Annotated in this window: 29 protein-coding genes and 1 tRNA gene; 14 read left to right on the plus strand and 16 right to left on the minus strand. The window is 60.6% G+C overall.

The features are described 5' to 3' along the window. Positions 1-52: 52 nt before the first annotated feature. The 6 genes from ACFPWW_RS27740 to ACFPWW_RS27765 all read right to left on the minus strand — a co-directional run bounded on the left by ACFPWW_RS27740 (position 53) and on the right by ACFPWW_RS27765 (position 7,752). A complete protein-coding gene (locus ACFPWW_RS27740) occupies positions 53-2,173 on the minus strand; it encodes a terminase gpA endonuclease subunit (RefSeq protein WP_377314355.1) in 2,121 nt (706 codons plus the stop codon). Then, positions 2,170-2,784 (minus strand): hypothetical protein, encoded by a 615-nt coding sequence (locus ACFPWW_RS27745; RefSeq protein WP_377314357.1) that lies wholly within the window; start codon positions 2,782-2,784, stop codon positions 2,170-2,172. The genes ACFPWW_RS27740 and ACFPWW_RS27745 overlap by 4 nt, the downstream gene beginning before the upstream one ends. Positions 2,785-2,964: 180 nt before the next feature. After that, positions 2,965-3,534, minus strand: a complete 570-nt coding sequence (locus tag ACFPWW_RS27750) for a hypothetical protein (protein ID WP_377314359.1) — start codon at positions 3,532-3,534, stop codon at positions 2,965-2,967. 143 nt (positions 3,535-3,677) lie between these two features. Then, a complete protein-coding gene (locus ACFPWW_RS27755) occupies positions 3,678-4,472 on the minus strand; it encodes a hypothetical protein (RefSeq protein ID WP_377314361.1) in 795 nt (264 codons plus the stop codon). A 309-nt stretch (positions 4,473-4,781) separates the two neighbouring features. After that, positions 4,782-6,611 carry a DNA primase family protein gene (locus ACFPWW_RS27760; RefSeq protein ID WP_377314363.1) on the minus strand — a complete coding sequence of 610 codons (1,830 nt, stop codon included), beginning with the start codon at positions 6,609-6,611 and terminating at the stop codon, positions 4,782-4,784. Positions 6,612-6,615: 4 nt separating this feature from the next. Beyond that, positions 6,616-7,752: a DUF7146 domain-containing protein gene (locus ACFPWW_RS27765; protein ID WP_377314630.1), complete on the minus strand. Its 1,137-nt coding sequence runs from the start codon at positions 7,750-7,752 to the stop codon at positions 6,616-6,618. Positions 7,753-7,925: 173 nt separating this feature from the next. Between ACFPWW_RS27765 and ACFPWW_RS27770 the strand changes: the two genes are divergently transcribed. The 3 genes from ACFPWW_RS27770 (at position 7,926) to ACFPWW_RS27780 (ending at position 9,334) form a co-directional block, all read left to right on the plus strand. Further along, entirely contained in the window at positions 7,926-8,123 is a 198-nt protein-coding gene (locus ACFPWW_RS27770) for a hypothetical protein (protein ID WP_113509158.1), read from the plus strand. 74 nt (positions 8,124-8,197) lie between these two features. Next, complete coding sequence (locus ACFPWW_RS27775; RefSeq protein ID WP_377314366.1) at positions 8,198-8,623, plus strand: type II toxin-antitoxin system HicB family antitoxin; 426 nt, start codon at positions 8,198-8,200, stop codon at positions 8,621-8,623. A 24-nt stretch (positions 8,624-8,647) separates the two neighbouring features. Continuing rightward, positions 8,648-9,334, plus strand: a complete 687-nt coding sequence (locus ACFPWW_RS27780; RefSeq protein WP_377314368.1) for a hypothetical protein — start codon at positions 8,648-8,650, stop codon at positions 9,332-9,334. Here the strand turns inward: ACFPWW_RS27780 and ACFPWW_RS27785 are convergent. From ACFPWW_RS27785 to ACFPWW_RS27805, 5 genes are read right to left on the minus strand one after another with little or no spacing between them, the layout of a single operon-like run. Continuing rightward, positions 9,327-9,536 (minus strand): hypothetical protein, encoded by a 210-nt coding sequence (locus ACFPWW_RS27785; protein ID WP_377314370.1) that lies wholly within the window; start codon positions 9,534-9,536, stop codon positions 9,327-9,329. The genes ACFPWW_RS27780 and ACFPWW_RS27785 overlap by 8 nt on opposite strands. Beyond that, a complete protein-coding gene (locus tag ACFPWW_RS27790) occupies positions 9,526-9,828 on the minus strand; it encodes a hypothetical protein (protein WP_377314372.1) in 303 nt (100 codons plus the stop codon). The genes ACFPWW_RS27785 and ACFPWW_RS27790 overlap by 11 nt, the downstream gene beginning before the upstream one ends. Continuing rightward, positions 9,825-10,025, minus strand: a complete 201-nt coding sequence (locus tag ACFPWW_RS27795; protein WP_377314374.1) for a hypothetical protein — start codon at positions 10,023-10,025, stop codon at positions 9,825-9,827. Before ACFPWW_RS27795 ends, ACFPWW_RS27790 begins: the two co-directional genes overlap by 4 nt. Continuing rightward, positions 10,026-10,550, minus strand: a complete 525-nt coding sequence (locus tag ACFPWW_RS27800; RefSeq protein ID WP_377314376.1) for a hypothetical protein — start codon at positions 10,548-10,550, stop codon at positions 10,026-10,028. Beyond that, the gene (locus ACFPWW_RS27805) at positions 10,550-10,996 is read right to left on the minus strand and encodes a hypothetical protein (RefSeq protein WP_377314378.1); all 447 of its coding nucleotides are present in this window, start codon (positions 10,994-10,996) and stop codon (positions 10,550-10,552) included. Before ACFPWW_RS27805 ends, ACFPWW_RS27800 begins: the two co-directional genes overlap by 1 nt. Before the next feature lie 164 nt (positions 10,997-11,160). On the opposite strand from ACFPWW_RS27805, the gene ACFPWW_RS27810 reads away from it, so the two are divergent. Further along, entirely contained in the window at positions 11,161-12,210 is a 1,050-nt protein-coding gene (locus ACFPWW_RS27810) for a hypothetical protein (RefSeq protein ID WP_377314380.1), read from the plus strand. A gap of 2 nt (positions 12,211-12,212) precedes the next feature. Here ACFPWW_RS27810 and ACFPWW_RS27815 read toward each other — a convergent pair whose 3' ends face one another. The 5 genes from ACFPWW_RS27815 to ACFPWW_RS27835 form a co-directional block, all read right to left on the minus strand. Beyond that, entirely contained in the window at positions 12,213-12,395 is a 183-nt protein-coding gene (locus ACFPWW_RS27815) for a hypothetical protein (RefSeq protein ID WP_377314382.1), read from the minus strand. Beyond that, positions 12,395-12,604 carry a hypothetical protein gene (locus ACFPWW_RS27820; RefSeq protein ID WP_377314384.1) on the minus strand — a complete coding sequence of 70 codons (210 nt, stop codon included), beginning with the start codon at positions 12,602-12,604 and terminating at the stop codon, positions 12,395-12,397. Before ACFPWW_RS27820 ends, ACFPWW_RS27815 begins: the two co-directional genes overlap by 1 nt. Before the next feature lie 5 nt (positions 12,605-12,609). Then, positions 12,610-13,116: a hypothetical protein gene (locus tag ACFPWW_RS27825; RefSeq protein ID WP_377314386.1), complete on the minus strand. Its 507-nt coding sequence runs from the start codon at positions 13,114-13,116 to the stop codon at positions 12,610-12,612. 223 nt (positions 13,117-13,339) lie between these two features. Beyond that, positions 13,340-13,415: transfer RNA gene (locus ACFPWW_RS27830), tRNA-Met, on the minus strand. A gap of 95 nt (positions 13,416-13,510) precedes the next feature. After that, on the minus strand, positions 13,511-13,768 hold the full coding sequence (locus ACFPWW_RS27835; RefSeq protein ID WP_377314388.1) for a hypothetical protein: 258 nt from the start codon (positions 13,766-13,768) through the stop codon (positions 13,511-13,513). Between the two features lie 86 nt (positions 13,769-13,854). On the opposite strand from ACFPWW_RS27835, the gene ACFPWW_RS27840 reads away from it, so the two are divergent. The 10 genes from ACFPWW_RS27840 (at position 13,855) to ACFPWW_RS27885 (ending at position 19,685) form a co-directional block, all read left to right on the plus strand. Beyond that, entirely contained in the window at positions 13,855-14,580 is a 726-nt protein-coding gene (locus ACFPWW_RS27840; protein ID WP_377314390.1) for a S24 family peptidase, read from the plus strand. Positions 14,581-15,049: 469 nt separating this feature from the next. After that, positions 15,050-15,262: a hypothetical protein gene (locus tag ACFPWW_RS27845; RefSeq protein ID WP_377314392.1), complete on the plus strand. Its 213-nt coding sequence runs from the start codon at positions 15,050-15,052 to the stop codon at positions 15,260-15,262. 88 nt (positions 15,263-15,350) lie between these two features. Next, on the plus strand, positions 15,351-15,560 hold the full coding sequence (locus ACFPWW_RS27850) for a hypothetical protein (protein ID WP_377314394.1): 210 nt from the start codon (positions 15,351-15,353) through the stop codon (positions 15,558-15,560). Beyond that, a complete protein-coding gene (locus tag ACFPWW_RS27855; RefSeq protein WP_377314396.1) occupies positions 15,557-15,871 on the plus strand; it encodes a hypothetical protein in 315 nt (104 codons plus the stop codon). Before ACFPWW_RS27850 ends, ACFPWW_RS27855 begins: the two co-directional genes overlap by 4 nt. Then, positions 15,868-16,488 carry a hypothetical protein gene (locus ACFPWW_RS27860; protein WP_377314398.1) on the plus strand — a complete coding sequence of 207 codons (621 nt, stop codon included), beginning with the start codon at positions 15,868-15,870 and terminating at the stop codon, positions 16,486-16,488. The genes ACFPWW_RS27855 and ACFPWW_RS27860 overlap by 4 nt, the downstream gene beginning before the upstream one ends. Positions 16,489-16,496: 8 nt before the next feature. Beyond that, the gene (locus tag ACFPWW_RS27865; RefSeq protein ID WP_377314400.1) at positions 16,497-17,009 is read left to right on the plus strand and encodes a single-stranded DNA-binding protein; all 513 of its coding nucleotides are present in this window, start codon (positions 16,497-16,499) and stop codon (positions 17,007-17,009) included. A gap of 27 nt (positions 17,010-17,036) precedes the next feature. After that, the gene (locus tag ACFPWW_RS27870) at positions 17,037-17,384 is read left to right on the plus strand and encodes a hypothetical protein (RefSeq protein ID WP_377314402.1); all 348 of its coding nucleotides are present in this window, start codon (positions 17,037-17,039) and stop codon (positions 17,382-17,384) included. Positions 17,385-17,408: 24 nt separating this feature from the next. Continuing rightward, a complete protein-coding gene (locus tag ACFPWW_RS27875) occupies positions 17,409-18,326 on the plus strand; it encodes a DUF2303 family protein (RefSeq protein ID WP_377314404.1) in 918 nt (305 codons plus the stop codon). A 2-nt stretch (positions 18,327-18,328) separates the two neighbouring features. Continuing rightward, positions 18,329-19,447, plus strand: a complete 1,119-nt coding sequence (locus tag ACFPWW_RS27880) for a hypothetical protein (RefSeq protein ID WP_377314406.1) — start codon at positions 18,329-18,331, stop codon at positions 19,445-19,447. After that, a complete protein-coding gene (locus ACFPWW_RS27885; RefSeq protein ID WP_377314408.1) occupies positions 19,434-19,685 on the plus strand; it encodes a hypothetical protein in 252 nt (83 codons plus the stop codon). The genes ACFPWW_RS27880 and ACFPWW_RS27885 overlap by 14 nt, the downstream gene beginning before the upstream one ends. The last annotated feature ends 245 nt before the right edge of the window (positions 19,686-19,930 follow it).

Here is a 19,930-nt window from a genome sequence, read left to right on the forward strand (position 1 = left end):
GCCTGGGTGTGGACGCCGACTGCCTTTACGCGGTAGCGGGGCTTAGCTTCCGTCAAGAATACGCTCCCCATTTCCTGCGTTTACGTGGGCTGCCTTTCGGGGCAACGGGATCGGCTGGCTTCTTCGCCTGTTTCACGAACGGGCTTTCGTCGGCGACCGTGAAGAGATCCTTCTCTTCCTCCGGCACACCATGCAGATCGCGGACCAGGTCGGCCCAGCGATCGAGATTGAGCCGACGCTTATTCTGCAGATGCCAGCCAAGTGCATAGGCATAGACCGTGGCGTCGAACCAGTCGTTCTTACGACCGATGATCTTCATCCACTTCTTGCCGGCCTTCGGCTTGACCATTCGGCGAGCCCGGCGGGTGATGCTTGCCCGAGCCTCCTCTTCGGCGTCGACCAGCTTTTCGCCGGTCAGCTCTTTGGCGAACTCCTCGTCGCAGAGATCCGCCGGAAGATGGATCGTATTACGCGGCCACTGGGCACCGTCTCCTCGCCCCTGAACGAGGTTCGCCATCGCGGCCGTCACCGCTGTTTTGACGTCGAACAAGCCTACTGGGTAGAGCAGAGACTTTGCGACCACCCGTTTCAGGCGATCCTTGATGTCCTTCTTGACCGGCGTTCCAAGGGGAGGAAGGCCGCTCGGTTCACGTCCGTCGAGCGCATAGACGTTCGGCCGTCCCGAACAGAACCGGTAAACTCGATCAGTCGCCCATCCCGAGTCGACGCCGGAGAGATCGATACCCTTTTCAGCGTTGCCGCTCTCGGTCGGATACGTTCTTCCAAGCGCATCGGACAGACTAATCCATGGCTCGTCGCTCTGGTCGGGAGCGCCGGCAAATATTTCTCTGTCGATCAGCTGGTACTGATCGCGCGGACCGATCGCATAAACGACCCACTTAATACCGTAGCCCTGCACGTCGGCCGCCGACACGAGAAGAGCGGCCCAAGAAGGAATGACGCGCGACGGAAGCGAATGCTCCTTGACCGTCTCGACGATCTTCTCCCAGTCGACCGTCAGGCCTGCGGGGTCATACGGCTCCGCCAGATCCTGCTGGCAGAAAGTCCGCATCTTTGTAGTGTCGCCCTGCGCATCCAGCCATCTCTGCCAGATATCGGCAAGCTTCTCACGGGGCGCATAGGCAGCCCAGAGGTGATAGCTCGGCTGCCATTCTCGGCACCGGCCTTCGCAGGGCGGGCAAATCCAGTCGGCGATCTCACTCGCTGGAATTGCCAGAGGGACAGCCGGATCGAGCTCGTGAACACGACGGGCAATCCAGTGCCCGCGGCTCATCATGTCCGGCTTGTGACCGTCGAGGATCGCGCCGTCGCAGGACAGGCAGCGCAGATGCACCGGACCATCGTGCTCGGGCGGGCCGCGCATCATGTCGAAGGCCAGCCCCTGATACATGTCACAGTGCGGACATGGCAGGTAGAAATATCGCTGGTCGCCAGCCTCGAAGTCGTCGCTGATGACGCACTCGCCGGCAACGCCTGGCGTCGAACCCTGCCATTCCTTGGCAAGGTCACCATACATCTTCTGTCGGGCGCGGGCCTGGTCGCGGGGACTGCCCCGTCCTTCGACGTCCTTCGGGTAGCCGGTGACCTCGTCCATGGCGAGATACTTGATCGACACCATCTGCAGGCCCTTCGAGGAACCTGCATTGACGATCTGACAGAAGCCGCCGGCATATCGCTTGAAAGCGGTCGTGCTGCCCTGTTCGTCTCTGCTGCTGACCGGCAGCACCTTGTGACGGATACGCGGCGATGCCTCGATCGTCGGGTGCAGCTTGACGCGGTTGAACTTCGTCGCCTCTTCAAGCGTCGGCAGCACGATCATCATCGAGCCGGGAGACTGGTCGACGATGAAGCAAAACCAGTTCTCGATCGCGGTCGACTTGCCGAGCTGCGCGGCCCAGCGGCAGGAGATGCGCCGCGCCGGATGATCCGGATGCAGGCAGTCCTGTGGCTCCCGCAGATACGGCACGCGGTCGGTTCGGAAATCACCCGGCCAGGGCGACCCCGATTCCGCAGAAACCTTGCGATACCGATCTGCAAACTCGCTGATCGTCAGATCTTCGCTCGGCCTGCTGGCGGCAGCCATGCCCGAGAAGATCGCGACCGCTCCGTTCGGCAGCTCCGGGAAGCGCTCCCGGATATCGTGAACGGTCACTGCAACGGCTGCCCGGCAGCTTCGATATCGAGAGGATCTTCGCCAGCCTCTTCGCGCCGGCGCATCGCGTCGAGCTTTTTCAGGACGCTCTGGTTGAAGATGTTCAGCCCTTCCTTTGCGAAGCCCTTCAGCGCGATACGCACTACGCGCTCCTCCCATCCGTACTTCAGGGAGAGCGACGCCGCTTCCGTCTCGATCGCCCGCTCGAAGGCTGACATCATCATGGCAACGGCGTCTCGGCCAGCCTGGTCGACTTCCGCAACGGGCGTCAGCTCCTTGCGACGCTCCGCGAGATCCATCTCGCGCAACTCGGCATCGGCCTGCGCCTTACGGGCAACGCCATCCGACTGCGTACCGGAGAACCGCGACGAGGGCGCCGAACGCTGCGCCGATGGTGATGCTGCACCCGGAGCCTGTCGGATGCGAACATTCTCGCGCCGGTGCGCCAGGAGGGCGATGTAGTCGACGAGGTTCGACTTGCCGTCTGGCTTCAGCGTCAACGCCTCGGAATGTTGCTTCAGATAACGCGACAAGGTCGAACGGTCGACCTGATCACCGGCAGCGGAGAGCTTTGCCGCAGCCTCCGTGATCGACATCCATTCTTCATTCATCGTGCATTATCCGTGCGTTGCACGTGTGCGTGCACGCTTCCTCACGTGTACCGCTTTCGAAGTTTCACACTGGCGAAAACCCGCAGTCGCGCGCTTCCGTTCGGTTTTCGGATCGTTGATACGGTCCCTGAATGGGGGGGGGTGCCCCGCCCGCTCGGCGACCCTGCCCTTCGGGTCGGGTCAGCCCTGCAGCTTCCGAAGCACCTGATCGATGCGCTGAGGCAGCGTCGTCTGCACCTCGCCCTCAAACGCTTCCTTGGTGGCGCCGATGATCATCTCTTTCGGGATGAAGACGCCGGACCGTGCGAAGGTGATACGCGTGCCCGATCGATTGAGACGATAGAAGACATGACCATCGAAGCGTGCCACCATCTTTCGATTTGGGAAGACGCCACCGCGCATGAAAGTGCCGGGATAGAGCGTCTTCTTTCCGAACGGCGTGGCGACAACGCCCGCTTCCGTCTCTTTCGGATTTAGGTATTTGAGGCGGACGTTGCCACCTCGAGACCTGAGATCGTAAATAAGCTGACCGCTGAAGGCTCGCTTGCTGTTCTCGACAGCGCGACGGATAACATCGCGCTTGAGGCCCGTCTGTGTCGTGAGTGCCCGGACGACGCGAGTGCGCGCCCTATCGCCTACCTGGTTCATGATGCGAGGGAGAACTTTCGGAAAGTTCTCGTTCAGCCAACGAATGCCCTTATCGAACTGCCGCAAGCCACGGACATCAGCCCAAGTGACGACTAGCTTCACATCACAGCCTCCTGAAATGCGAAACCCGCCGGGCCATCACCTAGCGGGTTTATCTAACCTTTTTTACTGTCTTCAAGATATGTCAAGCTACTGCCGCACCGCAAGATGCATATCAGAATATTTTCTCAGCCGTTTTCAATGGCTTAAAAGGAAGACGCACGAGATTTGAGGCGTGCCCACGGCTGCATATCCGGCGCGAAAGGCTGCAAATCATTGGCCTGAAGCCGGCCGGAAAGCTCGGAATGCAAGTGCTGGAGTGCATCCTGCCATAGCTGCCAGTCCATTCGCGAGATGATCGCGCCACGGATCGAGGCCGAAAGCTCGTATTTCCGGTATGCGCCCTTGACCGGACGCTGCTTGCGCTTGTCGAAGCCATCGGTCTCGAAGGTGAATGGCCGGTTGAACGCATCCCGGCCCTTCTTGCGGACAAACCATGCCGGCTTTCCAGCCTTCATAACCATCCGCACCTTCGGCTCGTCTGCCGTCCAATCCGGGCCGCTACCGAGAATGGAATGCCTGATGACCAAGTTGACGATGTGCCGGCCGGTGAGCCTTTCCCCCTTCAACAGAAGCTCCTCGTCCACGCGCGCCACTTCGGCCGCGATCAGACCTTGTTCGTCGCTCCATTCGGGGAAAGGGTTCCAGACACCATCGCCGCTGTAGCCGAAGCTATCGAATGCATCCATGGCGCGGACGGCATTGCCGACCGTGATGGCATCGGGGTGAGGACCGGCCTGCGCCGAAATGAAATCGGGGATGACGCCGTAGATGTTCGGACTGCGGTCAATGATCGTCCCCAGCACGGCCATATCGCTGGTGATGCTCCAAGCCTGGCTGAAACCCAGCCCTCCGGCATCTGCCATAGGAGCGCCGACCTTGCAGAGCTCCTGCGTAAAAGCCCAGGACAGAAGCTGTTCAATGGTCACCTTTTTCATCATCAACCCTTTGGAGATAGTTTGCGATAGTTCTGCGATAGTTTTTGCGATAGTTTTTATGAGTGATTTCAATAGGTTCGATAGTTGCGATAGTTTTCCCGCATTAACGTGGAAGAATTCTCTTCACCCCACACCCCACCCAAAACATTACGCGTATGCGCGCCAAAACTATCGCAACTATCGCAAGTCTTTGATTTTGCTCCCCCTTCCCCCTCGCCAACTGTCGCAAAACTGCCGCTGAAACTATCGCAACTATCGCAGCGCGCGGCAGTTCAGACGGCGGGGAAATGCCGGGTGGGGTTTCGGGGAACATCAAAAGACCTCTGGAAGCGGAGCATCATCGTCAAAGCGGCCGGGCGGCGGCTCTGGCGCGTCGTGGCCATGCGGCTCGGGGACATCGCGCAGACGGATGCCAAGGTAGTAATGCAGGCGTTGCGTCGTATCCTTCTTGAACTTCTTTGCCATCGCCCGCCCGAAGGCCGTCACGTTCATGGGCTTGCCGCCCTCGTCCTCCGTAAATCGGCAATAGGCGCTGTAGAGGAACTTCGCCTGCAGAGGCGGCGCGTCCTCTTCCTTGACCACGCAACGCGCCACGAAAGCAGACGTGCGGTCCATGTCGTCGCGATAGTCCTGCGTCGCGGCCCTGACCGCATCAGGAATGACAAGGCCCTCGCGCAGATAGATGCGCACGCCCTCGATCAGCCAGTTCAGGATACCGGGATATTCCGGACGGAAATAAGCGATCATCTCGTCGAAGGGCCGCCGCTCGGCCTCCGGCACCTTCACCGGCCAGTGTACGACCGCCATGCGTCTCCAGATCCCGTCGTCATTACCGGTGATGCGCGGATAGCCGTTCCCGCTCATCTGCACCACGAAGATCGGGTCGAAGTCCATATAGCCCTGGAAGAGGTCACGCGCGGTAATCGTCTCGCCGCCTGTCAGTTCCTTGACCAGGTTCTCCTTCAGGTCCTCGCCCTCGGGCAGCTCCTTGACGCGCAGCAGCCGGCGGCCGAGCAATCTGGCAAGGTCCGGCGATGCACCACCGGACGATCCGCTCTCGCCGATCAGGCTCGTCGCCGGCAGGGTTACGGACACCTCGCCGAGCAGCCTGCAGAGTGTTTCCATGTAGACCGATTTGCCGTTCGCGCCGTCGCCATAGTGGAAGAACAGTTTCTGCACTGTCAGACCGACCAGGCCGAGGCCTGAGGACACCTGCACGAGCCGACGGACATCCGCATCCGGCAGCATGGTCTCGAGGAATCTCGTCCAGCGAGGGCATTTCGCTTTCGGCTGATAATCGACCGGCACGACATGGGTGATGAGATCCTCGCGCCGATGCCCCCTGTCCGCCTTCACGTCGGCCTCGATGCAGATGTCGACCGTCTCGGGCACATTGGGCGTCTCGGTCGGGCTCACGAATTTCGGGTTCTTCCGCCGCTCCATGCGGGAATGGAAGCTGATCGTCGCGTTCTGCACGGCAAAGCGCATGCGATCGGCGTTAAGGTCGTCCGGCGAGCGGATGATATGCGGCGCGGCGCAGGCGAGCGCGGCATTCATGCGCGCGACGTTCTTCGACGACACGGCATGATCGAGCCGGCGCTTCACCCGCTTCGAGAACAGGTCGAGCGCCTTCTCCCGACTGGCGAGCAGCCTCCGTTCGGTGACATCAAGGTCCGTCCCACGCTTCTCCTTATCGGCCGCCGCCTTGCCGGCGTCGATATCGTCCTGCTCTGCCTTCGTCGGCTTGATGTAATGCCGCTCCAGCATGATCCTGTCGCCGAGCTGCTGCACGATCGCCAGCGATTTCGGCCCACCATTGGCAATATCCCAATGGGTGCCGGTCCAGACGGCATAGAGTGCCGCCTTCGCCTTCTCCTGGCTGACCACCAGCAGATCCTTGCCGAAGTGCTTCAGCAGCCGCTTGCCGTTGTCAGTGTCCGAATGGTCGAGGCCGGCGCAATATTCGAGGATTTCCTTGAGCGCGTCGGCGTCATCGGGGGGCGCTGCGCCATCGTCGAGAGTTTCGGCATGGTCATCTGCGAGGGGTGGGGTTTCGGGGTCAAGTTCGCCACGCTGCACCATGGCAGCCTGGATGATCTCTTTCAGACCATCCGGCATTTCAGTCGATAGATTGTCGAGCACGCCCTTAGACCCTCTTGCATAAAAGGCTGGCGAAATCCGCGCCGCGCGGAGGCCACCAGATATTGACCGACCGGCCGGGACGAGCGGTGCGGGCTTGCGCACGCGCCATCGCGGCCGCGGTGAAGAAAAATTCGCTGTCGCCGTCGGCGAGCAGCACCAGGCCTGTCACATGGTCGGGCACCTGGAATGCGTCGGTCTCGCCCTGGTCTGGCCTCGGATGAGGATAGACGCGGATCCTCTTGCCATCCGGGCCGGGATAGCTCTCACTCCGGCCTTTGCCGCGATCGGCCGGGCCAGCAAGGTTGCCAAGATCACCGGCCGCGAAATAGAAGGTGTCGCGATCGAAGCCCTCGTAGCCGGCGACGGCAAGCCCGTTCTCGATCCCCTCGCCGCCCACCCAGCGCTTTGCGTCGATGTCACCGCAAAGAGGGATCAACCCGCCGCTCTTCACGCCGCGCATCTTCTTGGTCGGCAGTGGATCGCCCTTTTTGTCCCGCCCGAGATCCGGCCGGCACTTGGGACGATTGTTCATATCGATCCATGTCGTGTGGCAGCCGATGACCTTGCCCGAAAGGTCGACGAATGGCGCTATCATCGCGTAGCCGGAATAGATCGAAACCGGCCGGCCCATCTCGTCCTCCCCGTTCCAGTAGCTGAGATTCGGGTTGAACCGGATGTTTTCGAAGACGGGGTCGGACATGAGATAGCCGGTGCGGGCGGCAAGGTAGGCACGCAGGAATGTATCGTCTGGCTTCGGTGCGATCTTGGCGTTCAGGTAGATGCCACGCGCACGATCGATCTCCTTTTGCCGGAAAGCGTTCTGCGCCTGCTGCTGGGCTGCCTCCTTGGCCGCGCGCTCCGCCCTCGCCTGCGAGATTCTCTGCAGCCGGGCCGCACGATCGTCCGCCGTCTCGCGCTCGGCCTCATCAGGCAGAACCTCATCCAGCGCTTTCGAGCATGCCTCGAAATACTGCGCCCGAACATGCAGATCGAGGCCCAACACGAAGCCGATGAGGCCGATGCCAGTGCGCCCGCCCGTATTGCAGCCGCGGCAATTCCACGCCTGCTTGGTCAGATTGACCGAAAAGCGATCCTTGCCGCCGCAATGTGGACACGGCTGCCCCTTGTCGCCGCGCGCCACGGCCAAACCGAGCTTCTCGACCGCTTCGGAAACGCTGACGGCCTTCGCCCGCTCTATGAATTCCTCAATGATGGCAGACATTTTTGCCACCAAAATTCGGACAAAAACATCCGAAGCCTCTTGACGTTCGGACAAAAATATCCGAATATGTTTTCATTGAAACGGAGACGGAAATGGACAAGCGGGACCGCTTCATCGCTGAACTCAGAGACGAAGCAAAACAACGCGGCCTTCCCTTCCGGGTCGACAAATCGAAAGGCAAAGGCGGGCATGCAACGGTGTTCTTCGGAGACCGGTTCACGACCCTCCCGAGCCGGGAGATAGACCCGAAGACGGCGGCAAAAATTCGAAAACATCTGGGGCTCACCTGAGCCCCAGACCTTCGCGTTGTTACCGCATGTCCATTCCACAACAGGCCAATCGTGGCCGCTTTGGAGACTGAACCATGAAGACTTATGCTTACGCGGCGACCTTCGAGCCGACCGAGAAGCAGGGCGGCTTTACCGTGACCTTCCCTGACGTTCCGGAAGCGATCACCGAGGGTGATGACATGGCGGAAGCCAGGGAGATGGCGGCCGACGCCCTTGGCGTCGCCCTGCTGACCTATCTGGAGATCGGCAAGCCACTGCCCGATGCTACGGCTGAAGGTGCGATGATCATGCCCGATCCGGAAGTGGCGGCAAAGATCGCCGTCATCGAGACGTTCCAGACGGCCGGTATTTCGCGCAGCGAACTCGCCCGCCGCATCGGCAAGGACGAGAAGGAAGCGCGCCGGCTGCTGGACCCGAACGTCAGCACCAAGCTGCCGTTGATGGTTGCCGCCCTGGCAGCCATGGGCAAACGTCTGGTGATCGGTCTGGAAGCAGCCTAGAACTGTCGATCTTAGGGGCCACACATGCTTGAAAAATGGATCGCGCCACTGTTTGGCTCGATAATGATTGTTGTCCTTATTGTCGTCGTCTTTGGCTTCGGCCCGACGCGGTCCTTGCTCTGTGAACCTAACGAAAACTGCCTTCGCGAATGGATTTCCGCATCTAGCGGATGGGCGGGTGCACTTGTCACCCTGGCAACATTGATGGTGCTTCTGCACCAGATCAGAGTGCAGCAGAGACAAATCGACCATCAACTCGGCGAAAGCCCACCGTCCATGTTTGTCGTCGTGACATCTGACGAGGAAGGCGACCAATTCGTTAAGATTGAAATCCAAAACTGGAATAGACGTCCGCTCAGGATCGACCGCGTGGCTGACTTCGGTGAGCAACCAAGCTTGATGATGCGCGTCACGAGAGTTGTGCTTGACGGAAAAGAGATCGAAGACGGACAAGATTTGTTCGATCTTGGCTACGTGGTTGGCTGCATACTCCAAGGCAGAGAGGATAATCGCCCGATTTCGAAGGTTGTCATTTACAGCAGGTTCAAGGTTTGTCGCGAGCCCGATCGATATGCAGGCCCATTTGCAATTTTCGACGTCCGACTTGGAGTGCAATGCATGCAGTTCGATGCACCAAATCGCGATATCCACATCGAGAGCCCAGTAAGTATCCATGTCTTCGCCGACAGACTTGCCGCCCTGTCTAACTAGCATGCGCGCCCCCCGCGAGGTGCCGCGCCGCATGCAACGTGCGGCAGACCGCGTCCTCGCCGACGTCGAGCAGCTTGCCGATGTCGAACGTGTCGAAATGTCCGGAATTCCAGAGCACGATCGCCGCCAGCGCCTGGCGATCGTCCATCCTGCCGCTCATGGCGGATGAGGTTGCGCGCCTCGGATCGGCTCTATCCAGCATGGGCAAGCCCTTCCTCTTCCCGCAGATCCTCCAGGTCTTTCTCGTTGGCGATACGGAGCTGGCCGGTGCGCGTCAGCGCATCGAGCGCCCTGTCGAGCGTTTCCGGCCAGCTATCGCGGTTGAGCGCGATGAAGGGCGTGCCGCGGCTCCAGCTCCTGAGGGCATACGGCCGGGTGACGGTGCGCATCGATCCGACCTTCGTCAGGTCGAGGCCGAAGGCGCGCGCCGTGCGGTGGCATTCGACAATATTGGAGCCGACGATCAGCAGGATGCGGGTACGTTCCGGCTTCATGGCTGCCCCGCCTCCGCGTCCGGCTGGCTGACGAGATTGCCGTCGAGCGGCACATGCGGCCTGCCGGTCAGGCTCTGCAGGCGCTCTTCCATGTTGCGGGCCTCGATCTCGAAGCCGCGCAGCATCAGCGCCTCGCCGACCTTGCCGGGCTCCTTCTCCTTGCTCTCGCGCATGACCCGGATCGAATCGGAGAGCATTCATGCCTCCGCCATGATCTTGGCAGCCCGCGCCAGCAGTGCCGAACCCTGTGGCGTCACGCAGTAACAAGGCGTCCTGCCGCCTCGGCCGAGCTGATTTGCGAGCTTGACGACGAGGCCGCGATCCAGCACTTCGCTCATCGCCTTTTCCAGCGCCCCGTCATAGACGCCGGTCTCGGCCGAGATGGTCGCCTTGCCGGCGGTCCACCCCTGACGTTCCCGGCCGATCCGGCGCAGCAGCCGCAAGGCATTCCGACTGATGTCGATCCGATCGGCCACCACGTCAGACACGGGCTCCGGCGTCACGCGCTCTTCGGCCGCCTTCGGGATCGCATAATGATGCTTCGCCTCGATCAGCCTGCGCACAACCTGCGAGCCGATCCCGAACATCGTGCCGATCGCCAGATCGCTTTTTCCCTGCTCGCTCATCAGCGCGAAGCATTCGCTGCGCTGATGCGGCGGCATCTTCATCAGGTCTTCGCGCGTCACGTTGACCGGCGTTGAGCCGAACAGGATCGTTTCCATCAATGCCACCTCGATTGTTTGGGAAGAACCGCGACCGTCTCGCTCTCGACGGCACGAGCCGCCGCCTGCGCATTGGCGAATTCGGAATAGGGAATGACAGGTCCGTCGGCGGCCTCGCCCAGCGCTTCGGCGAGGATCTTCTCCTCGGCCGCGCGGCGCTTGGCGTTCCACTCGTCGACGCGATCGAAGAAGGCGAGGCTGACGCCCTCGATACCACCGATATCGCGCCGCCACTCCCACGCCATCTGGGCATCGGTCGGGCTGCGGTCCGACCAGGCGAACCACTGGCCGATGCAGCGGGCGCCATCGGGAACGGCGCGGATATCGGCCGCCGATGTCAGCACCCGCACGAAGCTCGGGCAATCGGACAGATGGCAATGCATGACGGCAAGGCAGGCCTGCGCCGCATCGTCGGTCACGATGAAGAGGCGGATGGGCTCGCTCATTCTGCGGCCTCCGCTACGCTCTCCGCCGAAATCAGATCGAACCGTACCGGCGCACTCCCGCCTCCATGAGCGCCTGCGAAAGCTGTGGATCGGAAAGCAGACGCCATCCCGATCGCAATCAGCGAATGGTAGTTCTTACCAATTCGGCAAGCGGGGGTGGTTCGATGGCAAACAACAACGACGATAGCCGGGCTGTATCGGACGGGCCAAACGTCAAATCGGAAACGTGGTTTGCGTTGGCGATCGCTGCCTTCATCATTACCGTACTGCTCTTTGCTGGGTTCGGCATTGTTGTCATAACTGCCGTGCCAAACGAGCGCGTGCAAATTGCTCAAGCATTCACACCGTTTGGTGCCGGACTCGCTGCAATCGTCACCTTCTTTACCGTCGCATGGCGCGGGGTTCTCAACACGAGGCAACTTGAGTACCAAGCCGAGCAACTGGCGCACGCTCGCCGGCAAATCGAATCGAACGACTCTGCAAATTATGCCCGCCTCCTGCAGGACGGAGCTAAGCTGCTGGGTGAAAAGGAGCGGCAAGCAAGCTTGTTGGCCGGCATTGCGTCTCTGGATATCGTTATCGCTGATCCGGAGAGACGTTACGGTGTCGAGGCAATGGACCTCCTTGCCGACTACGTCGCGACACGCTACGGATCGGAAAAGCTCGACCGACCGCTTTCTGCCGCTTTGAGAGCGTTGGCGAATGGTGAGGAAAGAGGCATCATCTCTCGTGTTTCGGCAACGTTTGAGCGCGGAGTTGGAGCTACACTCAACTGGCTGAATATTCGCGGCTTCAAGCACGTCACTTACGAAGGTGGCGTAATAAGAGGCGAGGCCCACAAGAGGGCGAACGAGCGTAAAGACGCTGCGCGCTTCGTTAAGGTCACAGTGATCGGTTCGCAAGTTGTCGAAGATGACCAATACATTGACTGCAACTTCACGAACTGTCGGATCCGAAGTATCGACGCTAGTGAGCTCGTCAGTCACGAATTCACAAACTGTGATTTCAGTGGCGCTGAAATTAGAAACTTCGATGAGGAGTTGCTGATCTCCCTTGATGCCGCAGGCGAGCAGTTCAAGCGAAACTACTTCTATTCCGACGATCCACCCATCACAGGTGGATTTGAAGCCGACTGGACGGGGGTTCTCACTGCAAAAAAGGGCCCACGAAATACCATCCTTCGAAAGCGGCGAGCTGAAGATAACTTCCTTTAGCATCAAATCACCCCGCCCTTCTCGAAGACGTCGGCAATGGCCCGCATACTGGCCGTCGCATCCCGGCCGGACTTCCACGCCTGCAGAATGCGGCGCACCTCCTGCAGCTGCTCCTTGCGCTTCGCGCCCACCTTCTGGCGTATGCGATCCTGCTGCGACTTGTTCTTCGGCCCACCGTGTTCCATCAAAGCCGCTCCGCATCGAGAGTGATGTCGCCGCAACGGACGCAGAAGCGCTCGATGACTTCCGCAATCGCCAGACCGCGTCGGCATTTGGGGCAGTCTGGCAGGCTGGCGGTGACGGTTGGGCGATGCATGGCAACGCCGCGCCCCTTCACCTTGCGGATCGCGGCCACGAGATTGTCGAGCGCCTTCGGCTGGATGTCAGGAAACATCGGACCTACTCCTGGCCGACAAGGCGGAGCGCCGGGGCTTCTTCGCCACCCTTTGCCATGGCATGCGAATAGGCGTTCAGCAGCTCAGCGGCAGCATCGACGATCTGCTGCAGGTCCTTGACGCCCTGAGCCAGTTCGGCGCGCGAAAGCATGAAGTCCATGGAAGCGATGGCGTGATTGTGCTGATACTGCGCGACCCGGCTGCCAAGCTCGACGGCGCCGCGCATGACGCTGGTGCCATCCGCCTTGGCCTCGCGGGGATCGGAAACCTTGCAGCCATGAACCTCGGCCATGGCGCGAGTAACAGCGTAGTCCCCGCACTCGGCTTCGAGGCGCATGACGGCTGGTAGCGGCAGAAGCTCGGTATCGCCGTCGCTGTGGCAGCGACCGATCTGGCTTTTCGACAGAGAGGTGATTTCGGCGCTGGCTTCGATGCCGCCGTTCTTCTTGATCAGCAGGCGGTTTGCCGCTTTCAGGCGGTGGAACCAGGCGTTGGTCAGAGTGTCCTGCATCGTCATCGCCCCTCTTGGCGCAAAGCAAAGTTTTCCCGCGCCGGGAAATTCCCGCGCGTTTTCCCGTGGTGGGAAAGGTTTCGAAATGTGACTGTCAGCCCGTCAGCAGATCACGGGGGACCGCATGAACAGACTATCCAGAGAGTGCCCGCAAAGCCGCGATACCGCTGCAGCCTCCGGGTCTTTTCCATCGCGCCTGTCGGTATCCGCGCCGGGGGTATGGTGGTTGCAGGAGCCGGATTTGAACCGGCGATCTCGTGGTTATGAGCCACGCGGGATGACCTCTTCCCTATCCTGCAGAAGAAAAACCGGCCGGAGCGCCTGGAGAAACACGCTCCGGCCGGAGGTGGCGCGCAGTGAGGACGCGCTGGGAGAACTGGTGCGAGAGACGGCATCATTCTGCCGCCTCCGTGACGAAGATCGGCGGACGCGGAACCTTATCCGGCCATTCAACCCCTTCGGGCCAGTGCAGACAGAACCAAGCCACGACCTCGTCATACTTCTTGGCGGTGAAGGTCTTCCCATCACGAATACGCGGAAAGAAGCGACCATCCGCGGCACAGTGCCGACCGACTGTCGCCTCGCCCAGCTCTCGAGCGTTGGCGAACGTATCGCAAAGTGTCAGAAGATGGCGTGCCAATTCCGTTTCCATGGCCCCCTTATAGTGGGATACATCCCACTTTGCAATAGGAAACATCCCATTAGCTTAAGGAGGGGGAAATTTCCTATTCTCCCACTATGAGCACACTCCAAGAGATCGTCGTAAAACGACTTGCTGAACTCGACCTCAGCCCTATCGTTGCCGCAACCAGGAAGGGACTTCCACGGGATTTTATTCGGGATATCGTGCGAGGCAAAAAGGCCACGATAACAGCGGAAAAGCTTTGGATGCTTGCGGAAGCACTGGATCTGGATGCCGAAGCACTCGCGCGCAATGAAGCGATTCCCGCGCGGCGAAACGAGGAAGAAAATGCCGACGATAGAGACGATCAGATGGCATTGTCGGTCACCCGAACGAATGCCAGCTTCCCGCCCAAGTATCAAAGCTTCCCACGGGACGGCTATATTCCGTTGCGCGGCCAGTCTGTAGGCGGCCCAAACGGTCGGTTCGTACTTAACGGCGCGGAAGTTGGCCGCCTATTCGTTCCGCCAATGCTTGAAGGTGTTGAGGGGGCATACGCCGTGCGCGTCTACGGCACGTCAATGGAACCTCGATTTAAGGCTGGCGAAACGGTTTGGATCAATCCGAACGAACCTGTGCGAGCTGGAGATGACGTGATTGTCCAAGTCCTTACAGACGAAGAGAACGATCGCGAGAGCTACATCAAGGAGTTCCGATCGCAGTCTCACAAGGTGACGAGACTTTGGCAGCACAACCCCGACGAAGGGGAGCGTAACGAACTTGAATTCGACACCAAGAAGGTATTCTCGGTGCACAAGATCGTCTTTCACGCCACCGTTTGAAGCACTTCCGCCAACCAACTCGGGCGCAGTGTCAGATTGCGCGCCGATGGCGGAGTTTTGGGGCATTCACTGCAGCGGATCTTTCGGCACAGCTGCATGTAATTGTGAACGCCAAGGCTTGCGGCCGCCCGAAGATTTGAGAGCTTCAATACGCGGGAATGCCCACAATCATCGCAAGCGACATACAGGCTCTCCAACTCAATGACGAGACGGAGTGCATCTGGATGTTCTGCCGCACGCGGTTGCATTTTTCTCTCCATGTTCTTTTTTCGTTCTCGCTATAGGAAACAGGATCGGCCGCAAGAGTCCAGCGGAATTTGATTCGTTTTTTCGACATCCCGACAACAGCGATTTCCACAGCCCGGACCATAGTGTGGGTCTTTTCCCACTATTCCACTTGCTAAGTGGGATGCTTCCCACTATAACGATCTCCAGCTCATACCTGAGCCCACCAAGAGGAGATCGAGCCATGCACACTGCACCCCCCACCCCGACCGCCGCCGCCGTCCACAACGCCATCCCGCGCGATACTGCCAAGGAAATCGCCGACTACATGCGCGCCAACCCCGGCTGCACCTTCGACGATCTCCGCGCTGAGGGTTTCTCGTCTCGCCAAATCGAGCGCTTCAAGGGCGAGGCCTCCGACCTCGCAAATCGCCTTTCGGTTCGCCGTCTCGCCTGACCCGCGATCGGCTTGGTTATGGCCCGTTCGTCACCACCCCCTCTTTGGGCGAACGCGGCCATTTCCAAACCGATGAAAGGGCAATGCCATGGATCACGTAACGCCTTTTGGCGCGCGGGTTGAGCCGCCGCCCGTCATTATCGTCGAGCGCCGCCCGGCCGTGCCACGCTGGGTTCCCGAAATCCTCTGCCCGCTCCTCTGGGCGGTCGCCATGCTCCTGCTTGTCTACGTCGGCTCCCAGACCTGGCGCCGGACAGGCGAGCTGGATCAGCAGATCGCATGGGAGGAACGCGTATGACCGTGACCATGGGCATCATCGCCGGCTGGACGCTGGCCGGTCTCTTCATGACGCTCTGGCTGTTCGGCCAGCGGACCCGCGCCTATTCGGTCGACGAGGCGGTCGCGAAGGCCCGCAATGAAGCCTGCCGCGCTGTCGAGTTCCTGCAGGATGTCGCATTGCCGCATTCCGGCAACATGGCGAACGCGGTCGACAGCTTCCTCGTGCCTTGGGCCTGCAATGACATGGCGAGCCTTCGCACCGTGTGGCCTGAATGGTTCGCCTACCGCGACCGGCATCTCCTGCCGCAGCAGCCGGAGAAATCTGCATGATGGCGGTTCGCATCACCAAGGATCCGATCTACGCCAATCTCGGCCCCGGCCGCCGCATCGATATCGGCCTCATCGATCCCGGCGCGGTCGATTTCCGGCTGATGGCGGCTACACTCGCCAAGCAGGTTCGTTTCGACGGCCGGCACGATGGCCCCTACGGCATTTCCGCCGCGCAGCACGCCGTCCAGGGCGCGCAGGCGATCGTCAATGAGATCAGAGATCTGCGTCTCGCCGGCCTCTTCCTGCTGCGCGACGGCCATCAGCTCTTCATCGGCGGGCGCAGCCGTCCGGCCGAGGACCTTCTCAAGGCAAAGTCGGGCACCAACCTCGACGAGATCGTCCGCAACATCAAGCAGGCATGGGACCTGGCGATCTACGAGGCCGCCGGCATGCAGACGCCAGACTGCTGGACCAGGGCGACGCGCGAAGCGCTCGACCTGATGGACGTGCGCATGACGCGCGCCGAGGCGATTACGCTCTTCGGCAGGCAGGCCGAGGCCGACTTCCCAAAAGCCACCACACCGAAGACGACGGGCGCCCTGCACCCGTGGCCGGCCGCCAAGGCCGAGCTTGCCTTCGTCGAATTCTTTCAGCGCGCCACCGGGCGCAGCATCTGAGGCAAGACATGGCAGGTTCAGTCAACAAGGCCACGCTCATCGGCAATGTCGGCGCCGATCCGGAGATCCGCCGCACGCAGGACGGAAGGCCGATCGCCACGCTCCGCCTTGCGACATCCGAAAGCTGGCGGGACCGCAACAGCGGCGAGCGCCGGGAAAAGACGGAGTGGCACACGATCGTCGTCTTCAACGAAGGTCTCTGCAAGGTCGTCGAGCAATACGTCAAGAAGGGCGCCAAGCTCTACGTCGAAGGCCAGATCCAGACCCGCAAGTGGCAGGACCAGAGCGGCAACGACCGCTACACGACCGAGATCGTCCTGCAGGGTTTCAACAGCACGATCCAGATGCTGAGCAGCAATGGCAGCGGCTATCGCCCCGGTGGCGAGCCTGATGATTACGGCCTCGACGGCGATCGTGCCGCGGGCGCCAGCTCGCGCGGATCTGGCAGCGGCGGCGCACCGGCCGGCTCCTTCTCCCGCGATCTCGATGACGACATCCCCTTCGCGCCGGAATGGCGCTGACACCGGTTTTCTTTGAAAGGGCAAACCATGCAGACAATACGCGATGCGCAGGCCCTCGTCGGCATGCTCGAACGAGGCGAACTCAATCAGGAGATGACGGAGAAGCTGGAGCTTGTCGTCGAAAAGCTCCTCGATCATTCCAACGAGCAGCCGAAGGCTACCTTCAAGGGCTCACTCTCCCTCGTCCTCAATTTCGTGATCAAGAACGGCGTCATCGAGGTCACGGCCGATATCCCGCCGCCGAAGCTGCCGAAGATCCCACGCAAGACCAGCATCTACTGGGCGATCGAGGGCGGCAAGCTGTCGACCGAGCATCCCCAGCAGCACGACATGTTTCCCGGTCCTCGTGTGATCGACCGGTCGCAGCAGCAGTAATCCCTTCAACCAGATGAAAGCAAAATGGATCAGCTATCCGAAACCGCCGTCCACGCCATCGCCGCGCTCGCAGATCAGGGCATGGTCGACATCAAGGTAATTGATACTCCGACCGATGTGCCCGGACTTCCCGCGGACGTGCCGCTGCTTGTCGATCCGAAGTCAGGCAAGGCTACCAGCCTCAAGCCGATTATTGACGAATGGCGGCTGAAGCCCGTCCGCAAGGCCGGCACGGCTAGGGTCCTGACGCTGGAAAGCCTCGTCGACCTGGTCAACCGCCACAAGACCGAGCACTCCGTCATCTTCGCCGACACCGACTGGAAGAAGCCGTCGCTGACGGCGGTGATCGACTATCATGACAAGCAGAACGGCGGCCCGGCCGATAACGGCAAGCACCGCGTCCATTACGAGTTTCCGCTGTCCGATAGCTGGAATGCCTGGATGGGGATCAATGGCGAGGCCTTGCCGCAGGTCGAGTTCGCGGAATTCATCGAGGATCACATTGCCGATCTCGCCGCGCCAGATACCATGGAAGAGGAAGACTGGCGCCACAAGTTCTCCTTCCGCGTCGCCTTCCCGAACGAGCTCGTATCGCTCTCGCGCGGCCTGCAGGTCTTCTCCGAAACGAAGGTGAAGAACGTCGTCAACCTCCAGTCCGGCGCGGCGCAGATCAATTTCGAGGAAGAGCACAAGGACGCCAACGGCAACAAGCTCGACGTTCCCGGCATGTTCATCCTGTCGATCCCGCCCTTCTTCCGCGGCGAGCCGGCCCGCATCCCGGTCCGCCTCCGGTACCGCCAGTCCGCGGGCAAGCTCTTCTGGATCTGCCAGCTCTACCGGCCGGACATCTATGTCACCGAGCAGGTCATCCGCGACATGGAACGCGCCGGCTCCGACACGAGCCTGCCCACGTTCCAGGGCGCCCCGGAAATGCAGGGCTGATCATGACCAAGCCGGTTCGCCCCTTTGACGGCGCACTTCGCGACGGCAGGCAGCCCGAAGAGATTATCGATCTTATCGTGGCAAAGCAGACGAAGAATGAAGGCCGAGTCTGGCCGGATTGGCGCCTGTTTGGCGAGGACCAGGCCATCGAGCATAATCGCACCGGCGAAATGTTGATGCCGCTCGACACTCCATCGCCCCTTCCAAAAGAACCGGTTGCATGGATGATGCGAGACAAGCTCGGCTGCGACTATATCACGATGGACCAGGAACAGGCTGAATCGTGGCCAACGAAGACGCCGTTGTTTGCCGCCACCCCATCGCCCCTTCCACAAATGGTTGGAGCCGATGACGATATTCGCCGTGCCGCCAGCGCCCTGCTTGACACCCTTTGGCAGCATGCCTGGTCAGGATCTCGCACACATGAAGAGAACTGGCAGGAGATGGATCGGCGCTTCCCGCAAGCCCGGTGGCTGCACACCGCACTAAAAGCCGCCCAGCCCGCACCCGCCGAACATGTGACGGGGAGCTTTGCTACCGTATCGGATCACAATGCAGCGTATGATCCTGCCAATGACGCCTTCGGAGGCGCGTTCAGGGATGGCTTCCGAGAGGGCTGGCTGTTCGCCAGAGACCCTGGCTTCGAGGATCGTGAAGAGCTTGAGGTGGACTATAGTCGCGAGGTAGACATCGCCCCGTCCGAGTGCTGGGATGCATACAAGGAAACCTACTTCGCAATGCTGCCGCTGGCTGCAATTCCGGAAGTCGGCGCCACGGTGTCAGACGAAATCACTCGCCTCAAGCAGCGCATTGCCGACCTTACGGAGGAGCGTGACAACCTATCGACCATCGTTGCCACCGGTATCGATGATGTTGCAGGCGCCGCTCTTGATGACGCCGAAGAGACCATCAAAGCGCTATCCTCATCTCTTGAGGTGGTCAACAAATACGTTCCGGACTACCGCAAGCTTGCCGTTGAAATCGTCGATGGCATTCGCGGCTATACCTTCGAGTTTTCGAGCCATCCAGCTGCGCACCGCGAAGACTACGACTTCATCGAGCAGAAGCTCCGCGCCGCCCTTGCCGCAACCTCGGAGGGCTCGACCGATGCGAATTCTTGAGAAATCGCGCGGCTATTTCCGTGGCACCCACAAGGGCGCGACCATCGAGATCGAGCGCGACAACGACTATCCCGAGCACAAATTCTACATCCGCGTCCGCTGGAAAGACGGCGGCCACCTATACGATGGTTACTCTCCCGAGGGCGTCAACTCGATGGCAGAGGCCAAGCGCGAGGCGATCAGAGGTTCATGTCTCGATACCGATACCGCTGCAACGGGGGACGGCGTCAATGGCTAGTGGCAAATGCAAATATTGCGGCGATGGCGTTGGCTTCGACCATTGGGAACTTGGTTTCGATTTCTGCCCCGATTGCTCTGAGATCGAAGAAGAACGGTCACGGAAGCGGCGCGAATGGGCCGAGTATCATGACGAGCCGTGCCCGGAGATTGAGCTTCCTCCCTACAAAGCCGAGTTGCCCTACCAGTGCGATGCCTGCTCGACGCCGGGTTACAGCCCCGACGCGCCGTGCAGCTGCCACCCAG

This window comes from Rhizobium sp. GCM10022189 (assembly GCF_042656325.1).
GTDB lineage: Bacteria > Pseudomonadota > Alphaproteobacteria > Rhizobiales > Rhizobiaceae > Rhizobium.